This is a genomic window from Achromobacter sp. FW305-C-30-7 (genome assembly GCF_058783105.1).
This window is the reverse complement of sequence record NZ_JBYSYI010000014.1, coordinates 1-25,397: the sequence shown is the minus strand read 5'-3', so window position 1 is coordinate 25,397 and position 25,397 is coordinate 1. Positions and strand designations below refer to the sequence as shown.

Here is a 25,397-nt window from a genome sequence, read left to right as displayed (position 1 = left end):
TTTGCCGGCAAACCAGATAAACTACTTCCTATTAAAAGAAAATCTTTATCGCATGAAGTCGATCGCACACCTCAACGCGTTGCGCGCCTTCGAGGCCAGCGCGCGCCACCAGAGTTTCTCCGCCGCCGCGGCCGAGCTGCACGTCACGCCCGCCGCGGTGGGCCAGTTGGTGCGCACGCTCGAGCAATGGCTGGGCGCGCCCTTGTTCCATCGCGGCGCCAGCGGCAAGGCACGGCTGGTCCCGACGGCGGCGGCCGAACGCGCGCTGCCCGAGATACAGGCGGGGCTGGGCAAACTGGCCCTGGGCCTGGAGCGCCTGAAGGAAGGTTCCCTCAGCGGCATGCTGACCGTGGCGGTAAGTCCGGCGTTCGCCGCCAAATGGCTGCTGCCCCGGATAGAACGCTTCCAGCTGGCCTGGCCCGATACCGATGTGCGCCTGGACACCAACCTCAAGCCCGTCGATTTCGTGGCACAGCAGATCGATATCGGCGTGCGCTACGGCGCCGGTTCATGGCCCGGCCTGGCGGCCGAGAAGCTGATGGACGAGGAGGTCTACCCGGTATGTTCCCCGGAACTGCTGCGGCGCCGGAAATCGCTGAAGCAGCCGGCGGATCTGGCGGGCGAGACACTGATCCACGATCTGTCGATGGACGGGCAGCTGGGATTTCCGACCTGGGCCATGTGGCTGGAAAAAGCCGGCGTGGAAGGGGTGTCCACCGCGCGCGGCATGAAGATCAACAATTCCGCCGCGGTGCTGCAAGCCGCGATCGATGGTCACGGTGTCTCGCTGGCCCGCAGCGTGATGACGCATGACGATCTGGCCGCGGGCCGTCTGGTGCGCTTGTTTCCGCGGATGAAGGTCGCGTCGGCGCTTGCCTATTACGTCATCTATCGGCCGCAGGACCGCGAGTTGCCGAGGCTTGCGGCATTCCGCGACTGGTTGTTCCAGGAGGCCGGCGCCTGCCGCCAAACAGCGCCGCAAGCCTGACGGCAGCTTGCCGAGCGCTGACTTGCGCGCCTACTTGGCTGACCGGGTGAACCGTCGCACCATGAACTCCACGAAGGTGGTGAGCTTGGGCAGGGCCTTGCGGTCCTTGGGATACAGCAGCGTGATCGGCCTGGCGGCGGGCCACGCGGACTGCAGGATCGGCACCAGCCGGCCCGCGCGCACGTCTTCGGCCAGCAGCAGTTCCGGCTGCAGCACGATGCCGAATCCGGCCAGCGCCGCCTGCCGCAGCGCCTGGCCGTTGTTCGACACGAAGCGGCCGGCGGGGTAGGCCGCGCCGCCGCCTTCGTCCGCGTTCAGGCGCCAGCCGGTGCGCCGGTTCCAGTAGGAAAAATCCAGGCATTGATGGCGCGCCAGGTCGCCGGCGGTCTCGGGCGTGCCATGGCGTTCGAGATAGGCCGGCGCCGCGCAGATGATCATCTGATAGCGGCCGATCTTGCGCGCGACCAGGCCGGAATCGGCGGGTTCGCCGATGCGCACCGCCAGGTCGTAGCGCGAGGCCACCACGTCCTCGACCGCATCGCTCAGCGCCAGGTCGACGCTGACGTCGGGGTACTCGGACAGGTACTCGGCGATGGCGGGCGCCAGCGCGAACGAGCCGAAGGTCACGGTGGAGGTGATGCGCAGATGGCCGCGTGGCGCCGAGCGCATGGCCTCGGCGCCTTGTTCCGCGTCGCGGATGTCCGACAGGATCACCTTGCAGCGCGCGAAATAGGCCTGGCCGGCTTCGGTCAGGCTCTGGCGGCGCGTGGTGCGGTTCATCAGCCTCAGGCCCAGGCGCGCTTCCAGGCCCTTGATGTGCTTGGCTGCCATGGCGGGCGACATCTCGTGGCGGGCCGCCGCCGCCGTCAGGCTGCCCTGTTCGACCACCGCCACGAAGACTTCCATGCTGAGCAAGCGGTCCATGGATTACGCACCCTGAGTGTGAAGTGAACCCACCATTCTAGGATTTTTCCGGGACGCGCCCTTGGCCAGAATGCATGCAGGCGCTGGCGGTACCGCGGGCGCACCCCACAACATGTATCGGAGTCCTCCATGAAAATCATCCTGATCGGCGCCACCGGCACCGTCGGCCGCGCGGTCGCCCAAGAGCTGGGCCAACGCCACGACATCATCGCCGTCGGCAAATCCCGTGGCGAACATCAAGTCGACGTAACCCGGAGCGACAGCATCCGCGCCCTGTTCGAGCGCGTGGGCACGGTCGACGCCATTGTCTCCACCACGGGCAGCCTGCACTTCGGCCCGCTGGCGGAAATGACGGCGGAGCAGTTCAAGATCGGCCTGCACGACAAGCTGCTGGGCCAGGTGGACCTGGCGCTGATCGGCCAGCATTACATCAACGAGGGCGGTTCCATCACGCTCACCAGCGGCATCGTCAGCGATGAGCCCATCCGCTACGGCGCCAACGCCTCCGCGGTGAACATGGCGATCGACGGCTTTGTGCGCGGCGCCGCCGTGGAGCTGCGCGGCATCCGCATCAATTCGGTCAGCCCCACGGTCCTGACGGAATCGCTGGACAGCTACGGCCCGTACTTCCCGGGCTTTGAATCCGCGCCTGCCAGCCGGGTCGCGTCGGCCTATAGCCGCAGCGTGGAAGGCGTGCAGACGGGGCGGGTGTTCCGGGTGTGGTGAGGTCTCCGGTACTTTCGATGCGGCAATAGCGGTTCGTATTGTCAGGGTCATGCCGAAAGAAAGCCCGCAGCGGATGGACCGCTGCGGGCTTGGTTATGGCGCTGGCCGGTTACCCGGCCCACGCGACGAGGCTTACCAGAGCACCTTCAAGCCGATCGAGCCCTGCGCGCCGCTCTTGACGCGGCTGTCGCCGCTGTTGGCCCAGAGCTTGCCCACGTCGCCGTAGAGGCTGGTGTTCTTGGTCAACTGCACCATGGCGCCGACCGCCAGTTCGGTCGAGGTATAGCCGCCCTTGGCGCGGATGTCGGTGGTGCCGGCCGGCGCGCTGAAGCTGGCCACGTCGGTGGTGTTGCTGGCCTTGTACAGATTGACGCGCGCAAAGGGCTGCAGCACGGTGCCGCCGATGCTGTAGCTGCCCTTGACGCGGGCGCCCAGGCGCAGAGTCCAGTCGTCGTCCGCATCGTTCTTCACCTTGGCCAGGCTAATCGTAGTGTCGTCCAGGTCGAGCTTACGGTAGATGATCTGAGCTTGCGGCTCGAGCTGCCAGCTGCTGCCCAGGTCGATCGGCTTGCCCACTTCGAGCGAGGCCAGCCAGCCGTGGCCCTTGGTGGTGGCGCCGGCGCCGGTGTCGGCCGTGCGCAGGCTGCTGCGGTAGTCGGCGCCCTGGATCACGGCGTCGGCGTACAGGCCCGAGTCGTGCTGCCAGGTGCCGTACAGGCCCACGTAGCGGCCGCGCAGGTTGTTGTAGCCAGCGTACTTGCGCTCCATGCCGCTGGAGAAGCCGCGCACGCCCATGTCGCCGTCCAGTTGGCCGACGTACAGGCCGGCCCTGAGGTTACGGCTGGTGTACACGTCCACGCCGGCTTGGAAGCCGGTCAGGTGGCCGCTGCTCTCGGGGTTGACCGTGCCTTGCTGCGTGATTGTGGGGGCCGTGCGCAGCACCCGGGCCCAGGCGCGGTGGCTGGGATCCTGGTCGATGGCGCCTTGGGCGGCGTCGTCGCCCATGCGCTTGCGCATGTCGCCCAGCATCGCCATGTCCGCCTGGCGCAGTTGCGCGGGCAGGGAGGACAGCAGCGGCACTTCTTCACGGTAGGCGGGCGTCGGAGTCACGCCGGGGCCGGGGGGCACCTGGGTGTTGGTCGAGTGCAGCGCGGCGCCTTGTGCCGTCTGGGTCAGGCGGTACTCGTAGGCGCCGGCATCGATGTGATTGCCCGCCAGGGTGAAGCTGCCGGGTTGCAGGCTGGCGCCGTTCTCGGTGGCGATGACCTGGATGCCTTGGCTGCCGGTCTGCGCGCCCAGGCCGCCGGCATTGGTGATCTGCACCGTGGTGTTGCCGCTGGCGATGGCGGTCGTGCCGCTGAGCAGCAGCTTGTCGGTGGCGCTGCCGTCCGCGCCCAGCACGGTGGACACGCCCAGCTTGCCGTTGTTGCCGACATAAGGTCCAGTGACCTTGAGCACCGCGCCCGGCGCGCTGCCGGCGAGATTGATCGCGCCGCTGTTGTTCAGGCTGGCCACGGTCTGGCTGTAGCCGGCCAGGTCCAGCACCGCACCGCTGGCCACGGTGTGGGCCGAGGCGCTGCTGAACGTGTTGGCCGCGCCGGCCTTGAGCGTGCCTTGCGCGACGTCGGTCGCGCCGGTGTAGGTATTGCCCGCGCTGGTCAGGGTCAGCGCGCCGGTTCCCTGTTTGGTGAGGAAGCCGCCGCCCGTGATGGCGCCGGCCCAGGTGGCCGTGTTGGCGCCGGTGTCGATGACCGGGTCATTCGTGCCCGTCATGGCCAGGTTGTTGGCGATGGTCATGCCGTTGGCGATCAGGCTGATGACGGTGCCGTCGTCCATGGCCAGCGTGCCCGTACCCAGGCCTTGCGCATGGCCCAGGGCGATGCTGCCTTGCTTGAGCTGCACGCCGCCCGTGAAGGCGCTGCCGCCGGTCAGTGCGAGTGCGCCAGCGCCGGTTTTGACCAGGTCGCCGCTGCCCACGACGATGCCCATGTAGGTGGACGCACTGCCCGCCGCGATGTCCGCGGTCAAGCGTCCGCCGCCCAGCGCCACGGTGCCGCCGCCGCTCAGGCTGCTGGCCAGCAACGCGTTGCCGTTGAGGTCCAGCACGGCGCCCGTCAGCACTTGATAGCCGGTGCCTTGGACAAATGCCGTGGTGGAGCCCGCGCGCAGCGTGCCGTCCGCGACCAGCGTGCCGCCGGTATAGCTGTTGGCGCCGGTCAGGGTCTGCGTGCCCGAGCCCTGCTTGACCAGGGTGCCCGTGCCGCTGACCGAGCCGCTGAAGATGCCGTCGGCCGAGCCGCCCGCCAACAGCGAATTGGCTCCCATCTTGATGTTGCCAGCGCCCGCCAGGGTGCCGAACACCTGCGCGCCTTGGCCTGCCGACAGGTCGAAGGTGGCGCCGCTGGCGACGGTCACGACGCCGGTGGCGGCGAGGCTGCTGCCTGCGCCCAACGCTACCGTGCCGCTGTTGACGTAGGTGCCGCCGGTGTAGCTGTTGGTGCCGTTGAGCGTCAGCGTGCTGGCGCCGTTCTTGGTCAGGCTGCCCGCGCCCGAGATGTTGCCGTTGAGCGTCAGGTCGTGGCTGCCTTGCACGGCGAGGCCGGCGGTCAGGGCAATGTTGTTCGCCAGCGCCAGCGCCTGGGTGTTGTCCAGCGTGGCTGCGCCGCCTACCGTCAGCGTGCCGGAACCGAGCGCAGCGCCGTTGCCGACGATCAGGCCGCCCGCGTTCAGGAGGGTGCCGCCGACGTAGCTGTTGACGCCGCTGAGGGTCAGGTTGGCCGCGCCGTTCTTGATCAGGCCGCCGGCGCCGCCGACGGTGCCGTTCAGGTCCATGGCGTTGGAACCGGCGATCGTCAGCGCGCCGTTCAGCGCGATCTTGTTGCGCACGGTGACTGCCGTGTTGCTGTCCAGCGTGGTGCCGTTGGCAGCGGTCAGCAGACCGTTGCCCAACGCCTTGTCGTTGCCCAGCACCAGCGTGCCGCCGTTGAGCGCCGTGCCGCCGGTGTAGCCGTTGGACGCGTTGAGCACCAGGGTGCCGGCGTCAACCTTGGCCAGCGTGCCGCTGCCAACGAGCGGGGCGTTGATGGTCGCGGTCACGCCGGGATCGACGCGCACCGCGGCATAGCCCTGACCGCCGTTGACCAGGTTGAGCGAACCCAGCGAGCCGGGATTCAGAACATAGCCATCGGTCATGAACTGCATGCCCGTCGTGCTTTGCGCGCCGGCGACGGTGACCGTCCCCGCAGCGCCCAGGAAGACCGCGAACTTGCCGGCCCAGGACCGGTTCCCGTTGCCGTCGACGCCGGTCCAGTTGGCGTTGGCGCCGTCCCAGGTGCCGCTGCCGCCTTCGATCACGCCGTTGCCGGTGGTTTGCGCGCCGTCCCAGAACTGCACGGTGACGTTGGGCGCGGCGACCAGCAGGTTGACCTGCTTGGCGATGGCGGTCTGCAAGGTCAGGTCGGCCGCTTGCACGCTGCCGGGAATATTGCCGAAGCGCATGCCGTTGTCGTACAGGTCGCCGCCATAGTTCATGAGCCGGTACACGCCGGTGCCGAAGCCGCCGATGTCGCTGACATTGAGCGTGCCGCCCAGGGTCAGGTCGCCGGCTACGTTCACCAAGGCAGCGCCGCCGCCGAGGGCGGGGGCGCCCAGGCTGGCATTCAGCGTGGAGTTGCCGTAGAGCTTCAGGCTGCCGACCGACAGGGTGTTGCCGCCCACTGCGTTAAGGCTGGCGCCGCCCATGACCGTCACGTCGCCGGCGATGCTGCCGGCTCCGCCCAGGCTGGCGCCGTTGTTGACGTATATCTCTGTGCTGGCCAGCGAGCCGTCGACCCGCAGGCTGCCGGCGTCGACGGAGGTCATGCCCGTGAGGCCGTTGACGCCGGAAAGGGTTAGCGATCCCGTGCCGAGCTTGGTCAACCTACCCATACCGTTGAGCTGGCCGCCGAAGTTGCTGTTGGCCCCGTTGGCGCCGATGGTCAGGTTGTTCCCATTCGAGACCGTCACGGTGCCATTGCCGTTCAGGCTGGCCAGACGAGCCAGATTGGTGATGAACAGATTGGCGCCGGCTGCCACGTTCGCGGTGGCATTCTGGCCCAGCGCGTTGTTGCCCGCGGTGGTCAGGCTACCGTCTTGCAGATCGATCATGCCGCTGAAGGTGTTGGCGCTGCTGGTAAGCGAGAGGTCGTCCGTGCCGAACTTGCGCAGCGTGCCGTTGCCGTTGAGCTGTCCATCCAGGATCAGGCTGTTGTTGCCCGCCACCGTGAGCGCGCCATCGACGTTGACGGTATTGCCCAGGCGCATCGGGCCGGCGGTATCCAGTTGCGTGTTGCCCGTGACAGTCAGCATGCCGGTGCCCAGCGCCGCGGCATTGCCCAGGCTCAAGTTGCCGTCATTGACCGTGGTGCCGCCGCTATGGCGGTTATCGCCATTGAGGGTGAGTCGGCCGGCGCCGTTCTTGACCAGCTCGGTGGAACCGTTGATCACCCCGTTCAGGGTGAAATCATTGCTGCCGTCCAGCGCCAGGGAGGCGCTCAGTTGCACGTTGTTGGCCAGGGTCACCGCGCGGCTGGCTTCCAGGGTTCCCGCGTTGCGCACGGTCAGCGTGCCCTCGCCGAGCGCGGCATCGTGGCCCACGGCCAGGTTGCCGCCGGTCAGGTCGACACCGCCCTGGAAAGAGTTGGCGCCGTTCAAGGTCAGCTTGCCCGTGCCGCGCTTGGTCAGGCCGCCTGTGCCGTTGACCAGGCCGCTCAAAGTGAGGTCCTGGTTGCCGACGAGGTTCAGGTCGCCAGCCAGGTTGACCGTGTTGTTCAGGCTCAATGCCACGCTGTTGTCCAGCTGCGTGCCGGAGAAGGTGTTCAAGATGCTGTTACCCAGCGGATTGCCGGAGGCCAGCACCAGCCTGCCGGCGCTCAGCGCCATCGTGCCGCCAAAGGCGTTGTTGCCGCCCAGGGTCAGGGTGCCGCTGCCGTTCTTGTTCAGGCCGCCGCTGTTGCCGGCGATGTCGCCGTTCAGGGTCAGGTCATGGATGCCGCCCAGGTTCAACTGGCCTTCGACAACGATCCCGTTGGTCAGCGTAAGCACCTTGTTGTTGCCCAGCGTGGTGCCACCTGTAGCGGTCAGGGTCGCCGTGCCCAGCGCGTTGTTGCTGCCGGCCACGAGCGTGCCGCCTGCCAGCAAGGTGCCGCCCTGATAGCCATTGTTGCCATTGAGCACCAGCGTGCCCTGGTCCAGCTTCTGCAGGGTGCCGGTGCCATTGATGTCCACGTTGATCGCCGCAGTGACGCCCGGATCGACCCGCACGGCGAACTTGCCGCCATCGCGGTTGACCGCATTGAGCCTGCCGCCGGCGCCTGTCACCAGGTTGTAGCCATCGGTCATGAACTGCATGCCGTTGACGGTATGTTCGCCCTGCACCAGCACGACGCCGGTGTTGCCTTGGAAGACGGCGAACTGGCTGGTCCAGTTGCTATTGATCGTGCCGTCGAAATTGGTCCAATTGGTGGCGCCGGCGCTCCATACGCCGGTGCCGCCTTCGACAACACCGTTGGGCACCACCATGTTGCCGTCCCAGAACAGGGTGCGCTGGTTCGGCGAGCTGACCAGCAGATTGACCTCATTGCCTGTCGCGGTCTGCAGATTCAGTTCGCCTACGGTCCATGTGCCCGGCAAGGTGCCGTAGGCGAGGACGTTGTTGGTCAGGGTGCCGCCGTACGTGAACAGGCGGTACACGCCATCCCCGAGGCCGCCGGCGTCGGTGATGTTCAGGGTGCCGTCCAGGGTCAGAGAACCGCCGACGGTGAAGAGCGACGTACCTCCCGTGATGGGAGTACCCAGCGTCACATCGATGTTGGAGGTCTGCGACAGGACGAGACTGCCGAGGTTCAGCGTGCTGCCGCTGGCGCCCGCCAGGTGACCGCCGTTGGCGATGTTCGCCTGGCCGCTGACTGTGCCGCTGCCGGTCAGGGTCGCGCCGTTGCCCACCGCCACGCCGGCGCCATTGAATACACCGGTGACCTGCAGGGTCCCGCCGCTGACCTGGCTGAAGCCGACCATGTCGCTGCTGCCGGCAAGTTCCAGCGTGCCGGTGCCGACCTTGTTCAGTGTGCCTAGGCCGACGAATTGACCGGCGTACACGCTGTCGAGGTTGTTGCCGCCTAGGTTTAGCCTGCCCGGGCCGACGTTCGTGATGCCTGCACCGGTCAGGGAGCCTATGCTGGTGTTGCCGGGCAGGTTCAGGGTGGTGCCCGTGGCCAGGTTGACGGAGGAAGGGGACCCCAAAGAGGTGTTGGTGTTGAAAGTGACGACACCTTGGGCGATATCGAAACTGCCGCCGTAGGAACTATTGGCATGAAATATCAATGCATCCGCACCGGTCTTGGTCAGCTTGCCGGTGCCGCTCAAAGGGCCGGCCAGCAGCAGCGATTGCGGCGTGTCCACGGTCAGGTCGCCATGGACGCTGATGGGGATCGTCAGGGCGGCGCCCTGTAGGGAATTCTTGAGGGTGGCGGTGCCGCTGGTGACCAGCATCCCAGTTCCCAGCCCGCTACCGTGTTTGAGCTCCAAGGTGCCGCCGCTGAGGGCGACACCACCGGAGGAGGTGTTGACGCCGCCCAGGCTGAGCGTGCCGTTGCCGGATTTCACCAATTGGCCGGGGCCAGAAATCGAGCCATTCAGGCTCAGGTCATTGTCGCCGGTCACCGCCAGGTTGGCGTTCAGTGCGATGGGGTTGACCAGGGAGGTAGCCTGGTTGGCCGTCAGGGTCGAGTTGCCGCCAACGGTCAGGGCGCCGCCGCCCAAGGCTTGATTGTTGCCCACCGTCAAGGTGCCGGCGTTCAGCGTGACGCCTCCCAGGTAGCTATTGGTCCCGTTCAGGGTAAGGTTGGCCGCGCCGTTCTTGATCAGCCAGCCTGGGCCGCCAACCGTACCGTTCAAGGTGAGGTCGGCGCTTCCGCCTATCTCCAATCCACCTATCACCAATTGCACGTTGTTATTCAGGGCCACCTGCCTGTTGGCATCGAGCACGGTGCTGGGGAAGGCGAGCAGGTCTCCAGTACCCAGAGCCGTATTGCTACCTACCACCAGACGGCCTGCGCTGAGATGTGTCGCGCCGCTGTAGCTGTTGTCGCCGTTCAGCACCAGCGTGCCCGAGTCGGACTTGATCAACGAACCGCTGCCGCCGATCGCCACGCCCAAGGTGGCGGTCACGGCTGGGTTGACCGTGATAACCATGCCGCCGCTGGTGTTCAGCTGGCCATTGGCGCCGCCCACGAGCCTGTAGCCATCGGTGCGGAATGTCATGCCGCTGACGCTGTGCTGGCCGCCGACCGCCACGGTGCCAGTTGCGCCTTCGAACACCGCGTCGCCGCCGGTCCAGGCTTGGTTGTCCGACCCGTCGCTGGAGGTCCAGTTGGTATTGGCGTAATCCCAGATCCCCGAGGCGCCATCCACCGTGCCGTTCGCGACGGAATGACTGCCATCCCAATGCAGCGGCGGATTCCCACCCGCGGCTTGCGCGCCCGTGGCGACCAGTGCAATGCCCACTGCGCCCGTCAGTTGCGCGGCGCTACGGCGCAGGCGCCGGGCAGGGCTGCTGCTTTTTGCCGGCCCGCGGGCGATTTCACTGACGGCCTGCCACACGCCGGCGGCGGCGTTGAAGACTACTCGATAGACGTGATTCATTGATCTCTTCTATGCCGACACCAAAGCCGGGCCGGCAGGATTGGACGTTGATTGATTTAAATGAAACTAAATGCGTCTTGGTGGTAGGTCGCTCAGCGGGCCAAGGGCAGCAACAGGCGAGGCAACCGTTACAAAATTCGAAATGTTTTGCTGAAAATTAACATTTATTTACGCTGCGTAATGTACGGCAAAAATGCGGATTCCCACATCGTCAATGGGGAAAAATTTGAGTTCAGTTCACATTTGCTGCGTTGACGCCACGCCCAGGCGGCGATGGCCGAGCGCCGTGTTCCTGCGTACACTCCCGGCCATGCTACGAATCGACAATCTCGGCAAGCGCTACGGCGACCATCTCGTCTTCCAGGGGCTGACCCATACCTTCAGGCCCGGATGCGTGGCGCTGTGCGAGGAAGACAGCACCGGCAAGTCCACGCTGCTGGGCATCATCGCGGGCGCGATCGCGCCGGATTCGGGGGATGTCTGGATCGACGGGCATTCCTTGGCCCAGGCGCCGGCGCAAGCGCGGGCCCGCCTGGCCTATGTGCCCGACAATTGCATGGCGCAGCCCGCGCAGACGGGGCGCGGATTGCTGGAACAGGTCGCGGCAGAGAAGAACGTGCCGCTGGCCGACAGCGTGCTGGACCTGGCCTTCCGGCTGGGGCTGGAGCCGCATCTGGACAAGCGCTTCGAGCAGATGTCGACAGGCACGCGGCGCAAGGTCTACCTGACGGCCGCGGCCCTGGGCGACCCGGCTGTCATCATTGCGGACGGGGCCAGCAACGGGCTGGACGCGCAGGCGCGCGGGGTGCTGGCCGAACAATTCAAGATCTGGGCGCAGGATCGGGTGGTGCTGTTCGCCAGCCACGATCCCGAGCTGGTGGAAGCCTGCGGCGCCAGATCAGTCGAGGTTGCGGCGCTGCGCTGAAGGCGGCGCCGCCCTGATTACTTCGCCATCAAGCCCAGGTACTCGATCAGGACTTTTTCCTTGACGTGGGTGGCCTGCGCCCATTCCTTGTAATCCTGGCTGTTGCGGTAGGCGGGCTGCTGATTCAGCTGCTTCATGACGTCCATGCTGGCGGGGTCGAACAGCGCCTTCTTGAAGGCGTCGTGCAGCGTCTTGACTACCGCGGGGTCCATGCCCTTCGGGCCGGTCAGCCCGTAGGGCGAGGTGGACACGACCTTGTAGCCCAACTCCTGTGCGGTGGGCACGTCGGGCCAGCGGGTAGTGCGCGTTTCGCCAAAGGTGACCAGCAGGCGCATCTTGCCGGAATCCACGAACTGGTCCCAGCCGGTGCCGTCGCTTTGCGCCATGAGATGGCCGCCCAGCAGGGCCTGCTGCATGTCGGCGTTGCCCTTGAACGGCACGTGGTTCAGCTTGACCTTGGCGTTGATGGCGACTTCTTCGATCAGCAGATGCGGCAACGAGCCGGTGCCGGGGGAGCCGTAGTCGATGGAGCCGGGCGCCTTGCGCGCCGCTTCGATGTACTCATTGAAGGTCTTGTACGGAGAATCGGCGCGGACGGTGAAGCCGAAGGTGTAGCCGGACAGGCCCAGGATGAAGGTGAAATCGTTGATGGGGTCCCAGCTGCTCTTCTGGATATAGGGCATGCGCAGCATGGCCTGGGTGTACAGGCTGATGGTGTAGCCGTCGGGCTTGGCGGTCTTGGCCATGGTGGCGGGGCCGAGGGTGCCGGCGGCGCCGGGCCGGTTTTCCACGATGACGGGCTGCCCCAGGTATTTGGCGGCGTCCTGCGCCACGATCCGCAGGTGGCGATCGGTGGAACCGCCGGCCGGGAAGGGCACGATCAGCGTGATGGGCTTGGACGGGTAGGCGCCTTGCGCGCCGGCGGCGAAAGGCAGGGCGGCGCCGGCGATCGAGAGCAGTGCGGCGCCGAGGCAGGCGCGCCGCAGGGGCTGCTGGGGCATGGGTTTGTCTCCTTGGGGTGTTGTTGTACGCGGGCAGGGAATTGCCGAGTCGTGCAGGGCGACCTTGACCGGCAATCGGGTCCACGCGCGTCGGCCTGGACTGCGATATCGGGTTGTTCGTCGGCTTTTACGCGAAACAGCGCGCCATCGTTGTGCAGGCCGGCTTCCTGCGTCAATCAAGATTAAATTGATCTCCCTGAGGTCGGCCGTGTGCCAAGTCACAACGGCCGACTGCCAAGTGGCGTCCGGGAGTCTTCTTGAAATGGAGAGTTCGGCTTCCTGGCCGCCAGTTCAATCCTTCGCCATCAATCCCAGGTACTCGATCAGGCCTTTTTCCTTGACGTAGGTGGCCTGCGCCCATTCCTTGTAGTCCTGGCTGTTGCGGTAGGCGGGCTCCTGGTTCAGCTGCTTCATGACGTCCATGCTCGCCGGGTCGAACAGCGCCTTCTTGAAGGCGTCATGCAAGGTCTTCACCACCGCGGGGTCCATGCCCTTGGGGCCGGCCAGGCCGTAGGGCGAGGTGGAGACCACCTTGTAGCCCAGCTCCTGGGCCGTGGGCACGTCGGGCCAGCGCGTGGTGCGCTTTTCGCCGAAGGTGACCAGCAGGCGCATCTTGCCCGAGTCCACGAACTGGTCCCATCCGGTCGCATCGCTTTGTGCCATGACGTGGCCGCCCAGCAGGGCTTGCTGCATGTCGGCGTTGCCCTTGAAGGGCACATGGTTCAGTTTCACCTTGGCATTGATGGCGACCTCCTCGATCAGCAGGTGCGGCGAGGAACCGATGCCGGTGGAGCCGTAGTCGATGGTGCCGGGCGCCTTGCGCGCCGCCTCGATGTACTCGTTGAAGGTCTGGTACGGGGAATCGGAGCGGACGGTGAAGCCGAAGGTATAGCCCGACAGGCCCAGGATGAAACTGAAGTCGTTGATGGGATCCCAGCTGCTCTTCTGCATGTAGGGCATGCGTAGCATGGCCAGGGTGTACAGAGTGACGGTGTAGCCGTCGGGCTTGGCGGTCTTGGCCATGGTGGCGGGGCCCAGGGTGCCGCCGGCGCCGGGCCGGTTTTCCACGATGACGGGCTGCCCCAGGTATTTGGAGGCGTCCTGCGCCACGATGCGCAGGTGGCGGTCGGTGGAACCGCCGGCCGGGAAGGGCACGATCAGCGTGATCGGCTTGGACGGGTAGGCGCCTTGCGCTGCAGCGGTGAAAGGCAGGGCGGCGCCGGCCATAGCGAGCAGCGCGGCGCCGAGGCAAGCGCGCCGCAGGGGCTTGTGGGTCATGGGTTTGTCTCCTGGGGTGTTGTTGTGTGGGGAACTGCTCAGCCGCGCAGGGCGACTTTTACCGGCAGCCGGGCCAGCGCGTCGCGCAGGCTGGCTTTCAGAGGTTCAGGCGCCCGGGTGTCCGCAAGCACAGAGACCTCGGGTTGCGCGTTGGCCTCTACGCGGAACAGCGTGCCGTCGTCGATCAGGCCAGCGTCCTGCAGGGTGCGCGCCACCACGGCCTGGGCCGATACGGCGGTGGCCAGGCGGCGCAGATCGGGCTTGTAGATCTTGCCCACATTGGTCATGGGCATGCTGTCCAGCACGATGACGCGCTTGGGCCGCGCCGGGCTCTCGTCCACGTGTTCGGCGGCGTAGGCCAGCAGTTCTGCTTCCTGTACCTGCGCGCCCTCGGCCAGCGTGACGAAGGCGATGGGCAGTTCGCCGGCATAGGCGTCGGGAGCGCCGACCGCGGCGCAGAGCTGCACAGCGGGATGCGAGGCGAGCGCGTCCTCGATGGTCTTGGGATCGATGTTGTGGCCGCTGCGGATGATCAGGTCCTTGGCGCGGCCTTGCAGGTGCAGGCGGCCGGCGTCATCCATATAGCCCACGTCGCCGCTGATCAGCCAGCCGTCTTCGGTAAAGGCGCGCGCCGTGTCCTCGGGGTCAAGAAAGCCGGGAATGACGTTGGGCGCCTTGAACAGCACCATGCCGGCCTTGCCAGCGGGCAAGTCGCGCGCGGGCGTGCCGGCCGGCATGTCCAGGCCGACGATGCGGACCTGCACATAGGGCAGCGGAAAGCCGACGCAGCCTACCGGGAACTCGCAGCCGGGCGGCGAGATGGTCGAGATGCCCGCCATTTCCGTCATGCCCAGGCTTTCGTTGACGTGCAGCCCGAACAGGCGCTTGAAGCGGGCCGCCAGTTCGGCGGGCAGGGGCGCGGCGCCGGTGCGGCAATAGCGCAGCGAGGAGATGTCGGCGCCGGCCAGCGGCACTTCGGCCAGTGCCGCGAGGATGGTGGGCACGCCTTGCAACGAGGTGGCGCGGTGGTGCTCGACCAGGCGCCAGTAGTTGCGCAGCACGTCGCGGTTGCGCAGCAGCAAGGTGGTGGGAATAACGGTTTCCACGCCCGCCGACAGGGCGGCGAGCGATGCCGGCAGTACGCCCGCCACATGGAACAGCGGATAGCCGTTGATGACCACGTCGTCCGGTCCGGCGTTCTGCAATTGCACCGCGGCCCAGGCGCTGAAGACCTGGTTGGCATGCGTGTGGATGGCCAGCTTGGGCGCGCCGGTGGTGCCGCCGGTATGGAAGTACGCGGCCACGTCGCCCGCCTGGATCGCGCGGCCGCTGACCAGGCGGTCGGCCGGTTGCGTGGCGCGCGCGGCGTTGAAATCCAGCGCATGGTCGGGCAGCGCGGGGCGGGCCGGGGACGGCTCGTCCAGCGGCGCCACGCGCAGCAGCGTGTGCAGCGTCGGCACGCGTTCTCGCAGGCGCAGCGCCTTGGACCAGGAACCGCATTCCACGTCGGACCCGTAGGCGATCAGGACCTTGGCGCGCGCCGTGGTCATGAGGGACACGAGCTTGTCTTCGGCCAGCAGGGGATTCAAGGGCTGGACGATGCCGGCAGCCTCGCCGCCCCACAGCGCCAGGTGGTACTCCAGGCAGCCGGGCAGCAGGATGCCGACGGCGTCGTCCGGGCCCACGCCCAGCTCATGCAGCAGGTTGGCGGTCTGGTGGATGCCGGCGAGCAGTTCGCGGTAGCTCCAGCGCAGCGGCGCGTCGCCGGGGTCGGCGCTGCGCAGAAAGGTCAGCGCGGTCTTGTCGCCGAAGGCCGCGGCCGAATTGCGGAAGATTTCATAGGTGCTTTGCACCGTGAGCGTCTCGGCCAGCGGCCGGGCTTGCAGACGCTGCACGTCCGCGGCGCTGCGCACGGCGAAGGGCGCGGCGAAGGGCGGCGAAAGGGGCGGGGCGGCTTGGACCTGGGTCATTGCGGGGGCCTCCTTTCAAGCCTGCCCAAGCGCAATGTAGCGCCGCAGGTGATGGTCTTCGTCGCCCAACTGGTGATCGATCATGACCAGGCGCTTGGCGTAATGCGCCAGCGGCAGCTCCCAGGTCATGCCGATGCCGCCGTGCAACTGGATGCTCTCTTCGGCTACCAGGGTGCCGATGCGGCCGATGGTGTATTTGGCGGCGGACAGCGCGCGCTCGCGGGTGGCGCGGTCGGGGTGGTCGAGCGCGGCCGCGGCGTTGATCACGGCCGAGCGCGCCTGTTCGATCTCCAGCAGCACGTCGGCCATGCGGTGCTGCAAGGCCTGGAAGCTGCCGAGGGGGGCGCCGAACTGGCGACGCGTGCGCAGGTATTCCAGGGTGGCGTCGCGGGCGCAGTCCATCGCGCCCACGGCTTCTGCGCACAGGGCCAGGATGCCGCGGCCCGCGGCGCGCTCCAGCAGCGGGTAGCCGGCGCCGGCCTCGCCCAGCAGCGCCTCCGGGGCAAGCTGCACCCCATAGAAAACGAGTTCCGCCGCGCGCCCGCCGTCGATCAGGCCATAGCCGCGCGCCGTCAGGCCGGGCGTGCCGGCGCTGACCAGGAACAGGCTGATGCCGGCCTCGTCGTCCGGGCCGCCCGCGCTGCGGGCCGGGACCAGGAACAGGTCGGCGTGTTCGCCCGCCGTGACCACCGCTTTCGCGCCGTTGAGCACCCAGCCGTCCTGGTTGCGTTCGGCGCGGGTTTCGACATGCGCCAGTTCGTAGCCGGAGTCGGGTTCGGCGTGGGCCAGCGCGGCGGTGATGGTGCCGGCGATCAGGCCTTCGAGCGCCTCGCGCTGCGCCGGCGTGCCAGCGGCGGCGATGGCGCTGCCGACCATCAACGCGTCCAGCAGGGGTTCGACGGCCAGGCCGCGGCCCAGGGCCTCGAACACCACGGAGATGTCGAAGCCGGTTCCGCCCAGCCCGCCATCCGCTTCGGCAAACAGCGCGCCGACGGCGCCCAGTTCGGCATAGCGCTGCCACAGTTCCAGGCTGTAGCCGCGCTCTGAACGGGCATTGCGGTCGCGCGTGGCGAAGTCGTTCTGTTCGGCGACAAAGCGGCGCAGCATGTCGGAGAGCATGCGCCGGTCTTCGGTGTGTTCAAAGTTCATGGCCGGCCCTTACAGTCCGAGGATCATCTTGGAGATGATGTTCTTCTGGATTTCATTGGAGCCGCCGAAGATCGACAGCTTGCGGTTGTTGAAGTACTGCGCGGCGGCGCTCTCGGCGCCCTCAGGGCCGATGGGCGGCGCGCCGTAGCCGTCGTGCAGGGCCTCGGGCACGAAGGGGCGGGCGTAGGGACCCATGGCGCGGCGGTTCAGCGCGCTGATCTCCTGGCGGATCTGGGTGCCGCGTATCTTCAGCATGGAGCTTTCGGCGCCGGGCGCGCCGCCGCCGGCCACGGCCGCGACCACGCGCAGGTTGGTGGTGCGCATATTGGCCAGCTCGATCTCGACGCGCGCCAGGCGCGCGGCGAAGTCCGGGTCCTCGGCCAGCGGCCGGCCGTTCTTGCGCTGGCGTTGGGCCACGGTCTTCAGGCGCGCCAGCGCCGCGGTCGATTGGCCGACGCCGGCGATGTTGGTGCGTTCATAGGTCAGCAGGTATTTGGCGCAGGTCCAGCCGCGGTTTTCCTCGCCCACCAGATTGGTGGCCGGCACCCGCACATCGGACAAGAACACCTCGTTGACTTCGTGTTCGCCGTCCAGCGTGATGATGGGGCGCACTTCCACGCCGGGGCTGGCCATGTCGATCAGCAGGAAGCTGATGCCTTCCTGGCGCCGGCCTTCCTGCGAGGTGCGCACCAGGCAGAAGATCATGTTGGCGTACTGGCCCAGCGTGGTCCAGGTCTTCTGGCCGTTGACGATGTAGCTGTCGCCATCGCGCACCGCCGTGGTCTTGACCGAGGCCAGATCGGAGCCCGCGCCGGGTTCGGAGTAGCCCTGGCACCACCAGTCGCTGCCGTCGAGGATGCGCGGCAGCCAGTGGCGCCGTTGCGCCTCGGTGCCGTACTTGATCAGCACCGGGCCCAGCATGCTGAGGCCGAAGGGCACGATGCGCGGCGCGCCGGCCAGCGCACATTCGTTTTCGAAGATGTATTTCTGCACGGCGCTCCAGCCGGTGCCGCCGTACTCCACCGGCCAGTGGCTGGCGAGCCAGCCCTGGCGGTTGAGGATGGCGTGCCACTCGACCATGTCGGCGCGCGTCAGCAGCTTGCCTTGTACGACCTTGGCGGAAAGGCGTTCGGGCAGGTGGCTGGCAAGAAAGGTCCGCACTTCATCGCGGAAGGCATTTTCTGCGGGGGTGAATTCCAGGTCCATGGGGGATCCTCAGTAGATTTCGAACAGGCCGGCCGCGCCCATGCCGCCGCCCACGCACATGGTGACGACGGCATAGCGGGCGCCGCGGCGGCGGCCTTCGATGAGCACGTGGCCGGCCAGGCGGGCGCCGGTGACGCCGAAGGGGTGGCCCAGGGCAATGGCGCCGCCGTCGACATTCAAGCGGTCCATGGGGATGCCGAGCTTTTCCTGGCAATACAAGGCTTGCGAGGCGAAGGCTTCGTTCAATTCCCAGAGGTCGATGTCCTGCACCTTGAGGCCGTGGCGCGCCAACAGCTTGGGCACGGCGTAGACCGGGCCTATGCCCATCTCGTCGGGTTCGCAGCCGGCGATCGCCAGTCCGCGGAATGCGCCCAGCGGCTTGATGCCGGCGCGTTGGGCTTCGGCGGCTTCCATCAGCACGCAGGCGGCGGCGCCGTCCGACAACTGCGAGGCATTGCCCGCCGTGACGAACTGGCCGGCGCCGCGCACGGGGGCCAGCGAGGCCAGGGCTTCATAGGTGGTGCCGGGGCGGTTGCAGGTGTCGCGGTCCACGGTCACTTCGCGTTCACTGACGGCGCCGGTGGCGCGGTCGGTGACGGACATGATGGTGGTGACGGGGATGATCTCCTCCACATACCGGCCCGCGGCCTGGGCGGCCTCGGTGCGCGCCTGGCTTTGCGCGGCGAAATGGTCCTGGGCTTCGCGGCTGATGCCGTAGCGGGCCGCCACGATGTCGGCGGTTTCTATCATGGGCAGGTAGAGTTCGGGCTTGTGGTCCACGATCCACGGATCCATGCCGCTGACGCCGTCGTCGCGGCTGCGGATTTGCGACACCAGCTCCACGCCGCCCGCGATCATGGCGGGGGCGCCGTCCATGACGATGCGGCTGGCGGCCGAAGCGATGGCCTGCAGGCCCGAGGCGCAATAGCGGTTGACGGTGGCGCCGCCCACGCTGACCGGCAGGCCGGCGCGGATCACGGCCTGGCGGCCGATGTTGCGGCCGGTGGCGCCTTCCGGGTAGCCGCAGCCGATGAAGGCGTCCTCGATCAGGGCGGGATCGATGCCGGCGCGGTCGACGGCGGCGCGCACGGCATGCGCGGCCAGGGTGGGGCCGGCGATCAGGTTGAATTCGCCACGCCCCGCTTTGGTGATGGGGGTGCGGGCGGTGGAGACGATGACGGCTTCGCGCATGGCGTGTTCCTGTCTGGTATCGGGGTCAGGCGGATGGATTCAGGGTGGCGAAATTGCGGCCGGATTCGGCCAGTTGCACCAGCAGCGGCGAGGGTTTCCAGAAGGCGGGATCCTCCTGCGCATAGCCGCGGATATCGGCCAGTACACGGTTCAGCCCCACGCTGTCGGCGTAGTGCATCGGGCCGCCGCGATAGCGCGGAAAGCCGTAGCCGGACAGGAACACCACGTCGATGTCGGAAGGACGCTGGGCGATGCCCTGATGCAGCACATTGGCCGCTTCGTTGATCATGGCGGCCAGGTAGCGGCGCTGGATGTCTTCTTGCGTGTAGGCGTGCGGCGTGACGCCGGCGCGCGCGCGTTCGGCGTCGATGAGGGCGAGCACTTCGGGATCTTGTTCGCCCTGGCGCGCGCCGTCGGGGTAGAGGTAAAAGCCGCGGCCCGTCTTCTGGCCGAACCAGCCGCGTTCGCACAGCCGGTCGGGAATCTGCACATAGCGCAGCGCGGGGTCGCGCGTGGGCGCGCGGCGCTTGCGCGTGGCCCAGCCTATGTCGCCACCAGCCAGGTCCGCCATCTGGTAGGGCCCCATGGGGTAGCCGAAGGCGCGCACGGCGGCGTCGATCTCGTAGGGCGAGGCGCCGTCCTCCATCATCATGTCGGCCGCCTGGCGGTGCACGGCCAGGATGCGGTTGCCGATGAAGCCATCGCACACGCCGGCACGCACCGGGATCTTGCGCAGTCGTCGCGCCAGTTCGAAGCCGGTAGCCACGGTGTCGGGCGCGGTGTGGTCGCCCACCACGACTTCCAGCAGCTTCATGATGTTGGCCGGCGAAAAGAAATGCAGGCCCAGCACGTCGGCGGGCCCGCGCGTGGCGGCGGCGATGAGGTTGACGTCCAGGTACGAGGTATTGGTGGCCAGCACCGCGCCGGGCTTGGCGACGCGGTCCAGCTGCGCGAACACGGTCTGCTTGACCGCCATGTCCTCGAACACGGCCTCGATGATGAGGTCGGCGTCGTCCAGCGCCTCGTAGCGGGTCGAGCCGGTGTAGCGCGCCATGCGGGCGTCGCGCTCGTCGGCGCCGATCCGGCCTTTCTTGACCAGCAGCTCGTAGACCTGCGCGACGCGACCGCGGCCGCGTTCCAGCGCGGCCTCATCCTGCTCGACCATGGTCACGGGAAAGCCGGCGTCCAGCGCCGACACGGCAATGCCCGCGCCCATGGTGCCGCCGCCGACGATGCCGATGCGTTCCAACCGCCGCGGCCGGGCGGGCTCTTGCCCCGGCATCTTGGCCGTGTCGCGCTCCGCGAAGAAGGCGTGCACCAGTCCCGCGCGCTGCGGGCTGTCCAGGCATTGCAGGAACAGGGCGCGTTCGGTGCGCAGGCCTTCCTCGAAAGGCTGCTCGATGGCGGCGCGCACGGCCTCGACGATCTTGGCGGGCGAGTACAGCCCGCGGGTGGTTCGGGCGACGCGTTCGGCGGCGGCGTCGACCTGGGCCAGCGCGGCGACGCGGTCTTCCAGCGCCCCGGCATCGCGGGTGCGACGCGGGCCGGCGCCCAGCGCCAACAGTTGCCGGGTGTAGGCCAGGCCCGCGTCGAGCGGATCGGCTTCGTCGGACAACGCGTCCACCAGGCCCGCTTCCCGGGCCGATCCGGCGGTCAGGTGTTTGCCGCTCAGCATCAGGTCCAACGCCGCCTGCGCGCCCATCAGGCGCGGAGCACGCTGGGTGCCGCCGGCGCCGGGCAAGAGGCCCAGGTTCACCTCGGGCAGGCCCAGCCTGGCGCCCGCCAGCGCGACGCGGTAGTGCGCAGCCAGCGCCACTTCCAGTCCGCCGCCCAGCGCCGCGCCATGCAGCGCGGCCACCACCGGTTTGGCGCTGGCCTCGATCTGGTTGCAGACCTCGGGCAGGATGGGCGGTTGCGGCGGCTTGCCGAATTCGCGGATGTCGGCGCCAGCGATGAAGTTCTTGCCCGCGCCCAGGAGCAGGATGGCGCGCACCTGCGGGTCGGCCTGGGCGTCGCGGATGGCCGCGGCCAGATCGGCGCGCACGGCGGCGCTCAGGGCATTGACGGGGGGATGGTCGATGGTGACGACGAGGATGTCGTCATAGCGGCGCGTGTTGGCTGCGCCGGTGCTTGCGCTGTCTGTCATGGACAGTGTCTCCGATGAGGTCTGCCGTGGCGGCGGCGCCAGGGGCGGCCGCCAGGACTCAGCCTGGTGGGCCAGGAACGGCCCGTCTTTTCTGGCCTCATTCTTTCGCAGTAAAGAAGTCTTGACAATGGCATCGATAATTGACATTGAAGTCAAAAAAATTTGACAATTGGCGGGTGCATCACCCTGGCGAGGAGGCCCTGGATGGACACCAAATCCCTGACATTGCTGGTGGAAATACTGGACGCGGGCAATCTCAGCGAGGCCGCGCGCCGCCTGAAGATGACGCGCGCCAATGTCAGCTACCACCTGAATCAGCTGGAGCGCTCGGTCGGCATGCAGCTAGTGCGCCGCACCACCCGGCATGTGGAGCCCACGGAAATCGGACTGAAGCTGTATCAGCATGGCCGCAGCATCCAGGACGAACTCGCGGCGGCGCGCGAATCCGTCGAGACTCTGGGCAAGACGCCGCAGGGCAAGGTCAGGCTGAGCGTGCCCAGCGGCTACGGGCAGTTCGTGATGACGCCCTGGCTGCTGGAGTTCAAGCGGACCTATCCGGACATCGTGCTGGACGTGCTGTTCGAGAATAGTGTGGACGACCTGCTGCGCGATGAGGTCGACATCGCGATACGCATCATGTCCGAACCGCCGCAGAACCTGGTGGCGCGCGAGCTGGGCCAGGTCCGCTACGTGGCCTGCGCGTCCCGGGCCTATGCCGCCGCCCGCGGCCTGCCGCAGCATCCGGAAGAGCTGGCGCGCACGCCCACCATCAGCGCCGCGGTCATCGGACGGCCCTTGCGGCTTTCCGCCTACTACGGCGGCCAGCCGCGGCAGCACGTGATACTGGAGCCGACCGTGATCTCGCGTAACTACGCTTTCCTGCGCGATGCGACCTTGGCGGGGTTGGGCGTGGGCGTGGTGCCGGACTACGTGGTCCATGACGACATTGCGCGCGGCGATCTGGTGGCCGCGCTGCCGCAATGGCGGCTGAGCATTTTTGGACGCGGCATGTACATGCTGTACATGCCCAACCGGCACCATCCGCGGGCGATCTCGATGATCATCGAATTCATCCTGGAACGGGCCCAGGCCGCCCACGAAGGCAGACCGGGACTGCTGGGCGCGGCGGGTTGATGCCTGCTTCGTCGCGGTGTGAACAGGCCCCTGGGCTTGCGGCTTTCCTGACTGGGCGTTCAGCTTGGCGGGAATAAAATCCGTGTTTCTTTCGGCGTATGGCCTGCACGCGGCCTGCAAACGGCCGCAGGGCCGCGCCCATTTTTCCCAGGCCCGTCCATGTCCTCCTCCGACATCCAATTGCTTCTTACCGCGCTGGCCAGCGTGCTGGTGCTGGTTGCGCTGATCGTCTCGCGCATCCGCATGCATCCGTTGCTGGCGCTGCTCATCGTCTCCATCGGCGTGGGGTTCGCCACCGGCATGGAGCCGGTGGCCATCGTCAAGAATCTGAGCAACGGCGCGGGCAAGACCTTGGGCGCGGTGGGCGTGGTGATCGCGCTGGGCGCGATGCTGGGCAAGATCCTGGCGGATTCGGGCACGACCGAACGCCTGGCCAACGCCATCCTGCGCCATACCTCTGCCCGCATGATTCCCTGGGCCATGACCCTGGTGGCGTTCGTCATCGGCATTCCGATGTTCTTCGAGGTGGGTCTGGTGGTGATGCTGCCGCTGATCTTCAGCGTGGCCCGCAAGCTGGAAAGCCAGGAGCGCTTCAAGGGGTCGGCCTATGTGTACGTGGGCGTGCCGGTGATAGCGGCCCTGGCGGCGATGCACGGCATGGTGCCGCCGCACCCCGGCCCGCTGACGGCCATCGCCACGCTCAAGACCACGGTGGGGCCGACCATGATCTATGGCTTCATCGCGGCGCTGCCGGCCATGGTGTTCGGCGGTCCCTTGTATGGCGCCTTCATTGCGCCACGGATGACGACGCGCCCGGACGAGGCGCTGCTTGAACAGTTCACCACGGCCCGCCAGGAAACCGCCGGCCGCGGCGCGCCCAGCGTGGGCCTGGGTGTGCTGGCGGCCTTGCTGCCCGCCTTGCTGATGCTGGTGCACGCGGGCGCCGAGATGCTGCTGCCCAAGGATTCCGGCGCCATGCATGTGGCGGCTTTCCTGGGCGACCCGCTGGTCGCGATGCTGCTGGGCGTGCTGTTCGCCGCTGTCACCCTGGTGCTGATGCGGGGCGGCGACGCGGAAAAGCTGCGCGATGGCTTGGGCAAGAGCCTCAAGCCGATCGCCGGCATCATGCTGATCATCGCGGGCGGCGGGGCGTTCCAGCAGGTGCTCACCAGCGCCCACGTGGGCGATGCCATCGTGCACCTGACCCATCAGTTCGCGCTGCCGCCGTTGGTGCTGGGCTGGCTGATCGCCATGCTGCTGTCGGTGTCCACGGGTTCGGCAACGGTCGGCATCGTGGGCGCGGCGGGCCTGCTGGCGCCGCTGGCGGGCGCCGATCCCAGCCTGAACCTGCCGCTGCTGGCGCTGGCCATCGGCTGCGGTTCGCTGTTCTTCAATTACGCCAATCACGCGGGCTTCTGGATGGTGAAGGAGTCCTTCGGCATGACCATGGGCGAAGCCACCAAGACAATTTCGGTGGTGCAGTCCATCGTGTCGGTGGTGGGACTGGTCATGGTCCTGCTGTTCAACCTGTTGCCGCCTCTGGGCTGACGTCCGGGGGCTGCGGGGGCCGCTACGTTATGCTGGGTCTGTCCAAGCCGGAGACCCCATGACAGAGACGCCCCGTTCCGCCGCCACGCATTCCGCGCTGGCTTCCGAGGCGCGCCGCGCCCAGTTGCGGCGCATGAAGATCGCCGCATTGGCCTTGCTGGTGGCGATGGTCTGCGGCTTCATCACTAGCCACGTGATGGGCGGGCAGGGCGCATGGGCCTGGGTGCGGGCGTTCTGCGAGGCGGCCACGGTGGGCGCGCTGGCCGACTGGTTCGCGGTGGTGGCGCTGTTCCGCCGGCCGATGGGCCTGCCGATTCCGCACACTGCCATCATTCCCAGCAATAAGGACCGCATCGGCGACAACCTGGCGGTGTTCGTGCGCGACCACTTCCTGGATCCGGACACCTTGATGGAGAAGTTGCGGGTGTTCGATCCGGCCGCGCGCCTGAGCCGCTGGCTGGGGCGTCCGCGGCAGGCGCGCGCTTTGAGCGAAGGGGCGCGCAATGTGGCCTTGCAGACGCTGGATCTGCTGGATGACCGGGCGGTGCGGGGGGTGATCCAGGAGTTCGTGGTGAAGAATCTGCGGCGTTGGGATGCGGCGGATACGGCGGGCGAGGTGCTGGGTCTGCTGACGCGAGACGGGCGGCATCAGGAGCTGCTGGACGCGGCGCTGGAGCGGCTGGGCGGCTATCTGGGCGATGAAGAAGTGAAGGCGCGGGCTTCGAATCTGCTGGTGAAGTTCGCCAAGAAGGAGTGGCCGCGCATCATTGCGGCGGTGGACGTGGTCAAGTCGGTGGACGGGATTGCGGACAATCTGGCGGACCGGCTGGCGCGGGCGCTGGTGGAGGAGTTGCGGGACGTGCTGTCCGAGCCTGGGCATCCGGTGCGGCGGGACTATGAGGCCTGGGTGCAGGATTACATCCGGCGGTTGAAGGATGATCCGGCCTTGGCGGCGCAGGTGGAGGCGCTGAAGCAGCGGGCGATCGATCATCCGAAGGTGCAGGAATATGTGCAGGGACTTTGGGACGATATCCATGCGGCGCTGCGGAGAGATCTGTCGTCCGAGGATTCGGCGCTGGCGCGGCATCTGGAGAGCGCTTTGCTGGCCTTGGGGCGCAAGCTGGGGGAGGACCCGGGGTTGCGGGAGGCGATCAACAATCACGTGCTGGGCGGGGCGCGGCGCTTGACGGGGCGCTTGCGCAGCGGGGTTACGGAGCATATTTCACGCACGGTGAAGAATTGGGACGAGCGGCATCTGGTGGACGAGCTTGAGCTCAGCGTGGGGCGGGATCTGCAGTACATCCGGTTCAATGGCACCTTGGTGGGCGGATTGATAGGCGTGGCGCTGCATGCGGTGGTGTTAATGGTTCGAGGGTGATGCGGTTGCCTTGTGAGATGGTTGCTGCTTCCAGTGCTTCGTAGGCCGCCCGTCGGCGCGGGCGCCTGGGTGGCGAGCGCCCACGATTGCGGTCCGGAGCGTTCGCTCCGGACTGCCCCGTCGTCATCTTCGTCCAGGCCTTCGGCCTTCCCT

Annotated in this window: 15 protein-coding genes; 6 read left to right on the top strand and 9 right to left on the bottom strand. The window is 67.4% G+C overall.

The features are described 5' to 3' along the window. Positions 1–52 precede the first annotated feature (52 nt). A complete protein-coding gene (gene gcvA, locus AC3WOB_RS29585; protein WP_492276987.1) occupies positions 53–988 on the top strand; it encodes a transcriptional regulator GcvA in 936 nt (311 codons plus the stop codon). Positions 989–1,018: 30 nt separating this feature from the next. Here the strand turns inward: gcvA and AC3WOB_RS29580 are convergent, their stop codons facing one another. Further along, entirely contained in the window at positions 1,019–1,912 is an 894-nt protein-coding gene (locus AC3WOB_RS29580) for a LysR family transcriptional regulator (protein WP_492276986.1), read from the bottom strand. Positions 1,913–2,041: 129 nt separating this feature from the next. Here AC3WOB_RS29580 and AC3WOB_RS29575 point away from each other — a divergent pair, with 129 nt between their 5' ends. After that, positions 2,042–2,638 carry a short chain dehydrogenase gene (locus AC3WOB_RS29575; protein ID WP_492276985.1) on the top strand — a complete coding sequence of 199 codons (597 nt, stop codon included), beginning with the start codon at positions 2,042–2,044 and terminating at the stop codon, positions 2,636–2,638. Between the two features lie 132 nt (positions 2,639–2,770). Here AC3WOB_RS29575 and AC3WOB_RS29570 read toward each other — a convergent pair whose 3' ends face one another. Then, positions 2,771–10,318, bottom strand: coding sequence for an autotransporter-associated beta strand repeat-containing protein (locus tag AC3WOB_RS29570; protein WP_492276984.1), 7,548 nt, complete (start codon positions 10,316–10,318; stop codon positions 2,771–2,773). A 310-nt stretch (positions 10,319–10,628) separates the two neighbouring features. On the opposite strand from AC3WOB_RS29570, the gene AC3WOB_RS29565 reads away from it, so the two are divergent. After that, positions 10,629–11,243 (top strand): ABC transporter ATP-binding protein, encoded by a 615-nt coding sequence (locus tag AC3WOB_RS29565; RefSeq protein WP_013394291.1) that lies wholly within the window; start codon positions 10,629–10,631, stop codon positions 11,241–11,243. Between the two features lie 17 nt (positions 11,244–11,260). Here AC3WOB_RS29565 and AC3WOB_RS29560 read toward each other — a convergent pair whose 3' ends face one another. From AC3WOB_RS29560 to AC3WOB_RS29530, 7 genes are all read right to left on the bottom strand, one after another. Next, a complete protein-coding gene (locus tag AC3WOB_RS29560; protein ID WP_013394290.1) occupies positions 11,261–12,244 on the bottom strand; it encodes a tripartite tricarboxylate transporter substrate binding protein in 984 nt (327 codons plus the stop codon). Between the two features lie 291 nt (positions 12,245–12,535). Then, positions 12,536–13,522: a tripartite tricarboxylate transporter substrate binding protein gene (locus AC3WOB_RS29555; RefSeq protein ID WP_492276983.1), complete on the bottom strand. Its 987-nt coding sequence runs from the start codon at positions 13,520–13,522 to the stop codon at positions 12,536–12,538. 38 nt (positions 13,523–13,560) lie between these two features. Continuing rightward, positions 13,561–15,492 carry an acyl-CoA synthetase gene (locus AC3WOB_RS29550; protein ID WP_492276982.1) on the bottom strand — a complete coding sequence of 644 codons (1,932 nt, stop codon included), beginning with the start codon at positions 15,490–15,492 and terminating at the stop codon, positions 13,561–13,563. A gap of 15 nt (positions 15,493–15,507) precedes the next feature. Then, positions 15,508–16,641, bottom strand: a complete 1,134-nt coding sequence (locus tag AC3WOB_RS29545) for an acyl-CoA dehydrogenase family protein (protein WP_492276981.1) — start codon at positions 16,639–16,641, stop codon at positions 15,508–15,510. Positions 16,642–16,650: 9 nt separating this feature from the next. After that, on the bottom strand, positions 16,651–17,847 hold the full coding sequence (locus tag AC3WOB_RS29540; protein WP_492276980.1) for an acyl-CoA dehydrogenase family protein: 1,197 nt from the start codon (positions 17,845–17,847) through the stop codon (positions 16,651–16,653). Positions 17,848–17,856: 9 nt separating this feature from the next. Beyond that, positions 17,857–19,038 carry an acetyl-CoA C-acyltransferase gene (locus tag AC3WOB_RS29535; protein ID WP_013394285.1) on the bottom strand — a complete coding sequence of 394 codons (1,182 nt, stop codon included), beginning with the start codon at positions 19,036–19,038 and terminating at the stop codon, positions 17,857–17,859. A gap of 25 nt (positions 19,039–19,063) precedes the next feature. Next, positions 19,064–21,184 (bottom strand): 3-hydroxyacyl-CoA dehydrogenase NAD-binding domain-containing protein, encoded by a 2,121-nt coding sequence (locus AC3WOB_RS29530; RefSeq protein WP_013394284.1) that lies wholly within the window; start codon positions 21,182–21,184, stop codon positions 19,064–19,066. A gap of 204 nt (positions 21,185–21,388) precedes the next feature. Here AC3WOB_RS29530 and AC3WOB_RS29525 point away from each other — a divergent pair, with 204 nt between their 5' ends. From AC3WOB_RS29525 to AC3WOB_RS29515, 3 genes are all read left to right on the top strand, one after another. Next, entirely contained in the window at positions 21,389–22,318 is a 930-nt protein-coding gene (locus tag AC3WOB_RS29525) for a LysR family transcriptional regulator (RefSeq protein ID WP_013394283.1), read from the top strand. A gap of 159 nt (positions 22,319–22,477) precedes the next feature. Then, positions 22,478–23,866 (top strand): GntP family permease, encoded by a 1,389-nt coding sequence (locus tag AC3WOB_RS29520; RefSeq protein ID WP_013394282.1) that lies wholly within the window; start codon positions 22,478–22,480, stop codon positions 23,864–23,866. Positions 23,867–23,924: 58 nt separating this feature from the next. Continuing rightward, positions 23,925–25,244 carry a DUF445 domain-containing protein gene (locus AC3WOB_RS29515; protein ID WP_013394281.1) on the top strand — a complete coding sequence of 440 codons (1,320 nt, stop codon included), beginning with the start codon at positions 23,925–23,927 and terminating at the stop codon, positions 25,242–25,244. The last annotated feature ends 153 nt before the right edge of the window (positions 25,245–25,397 follow it).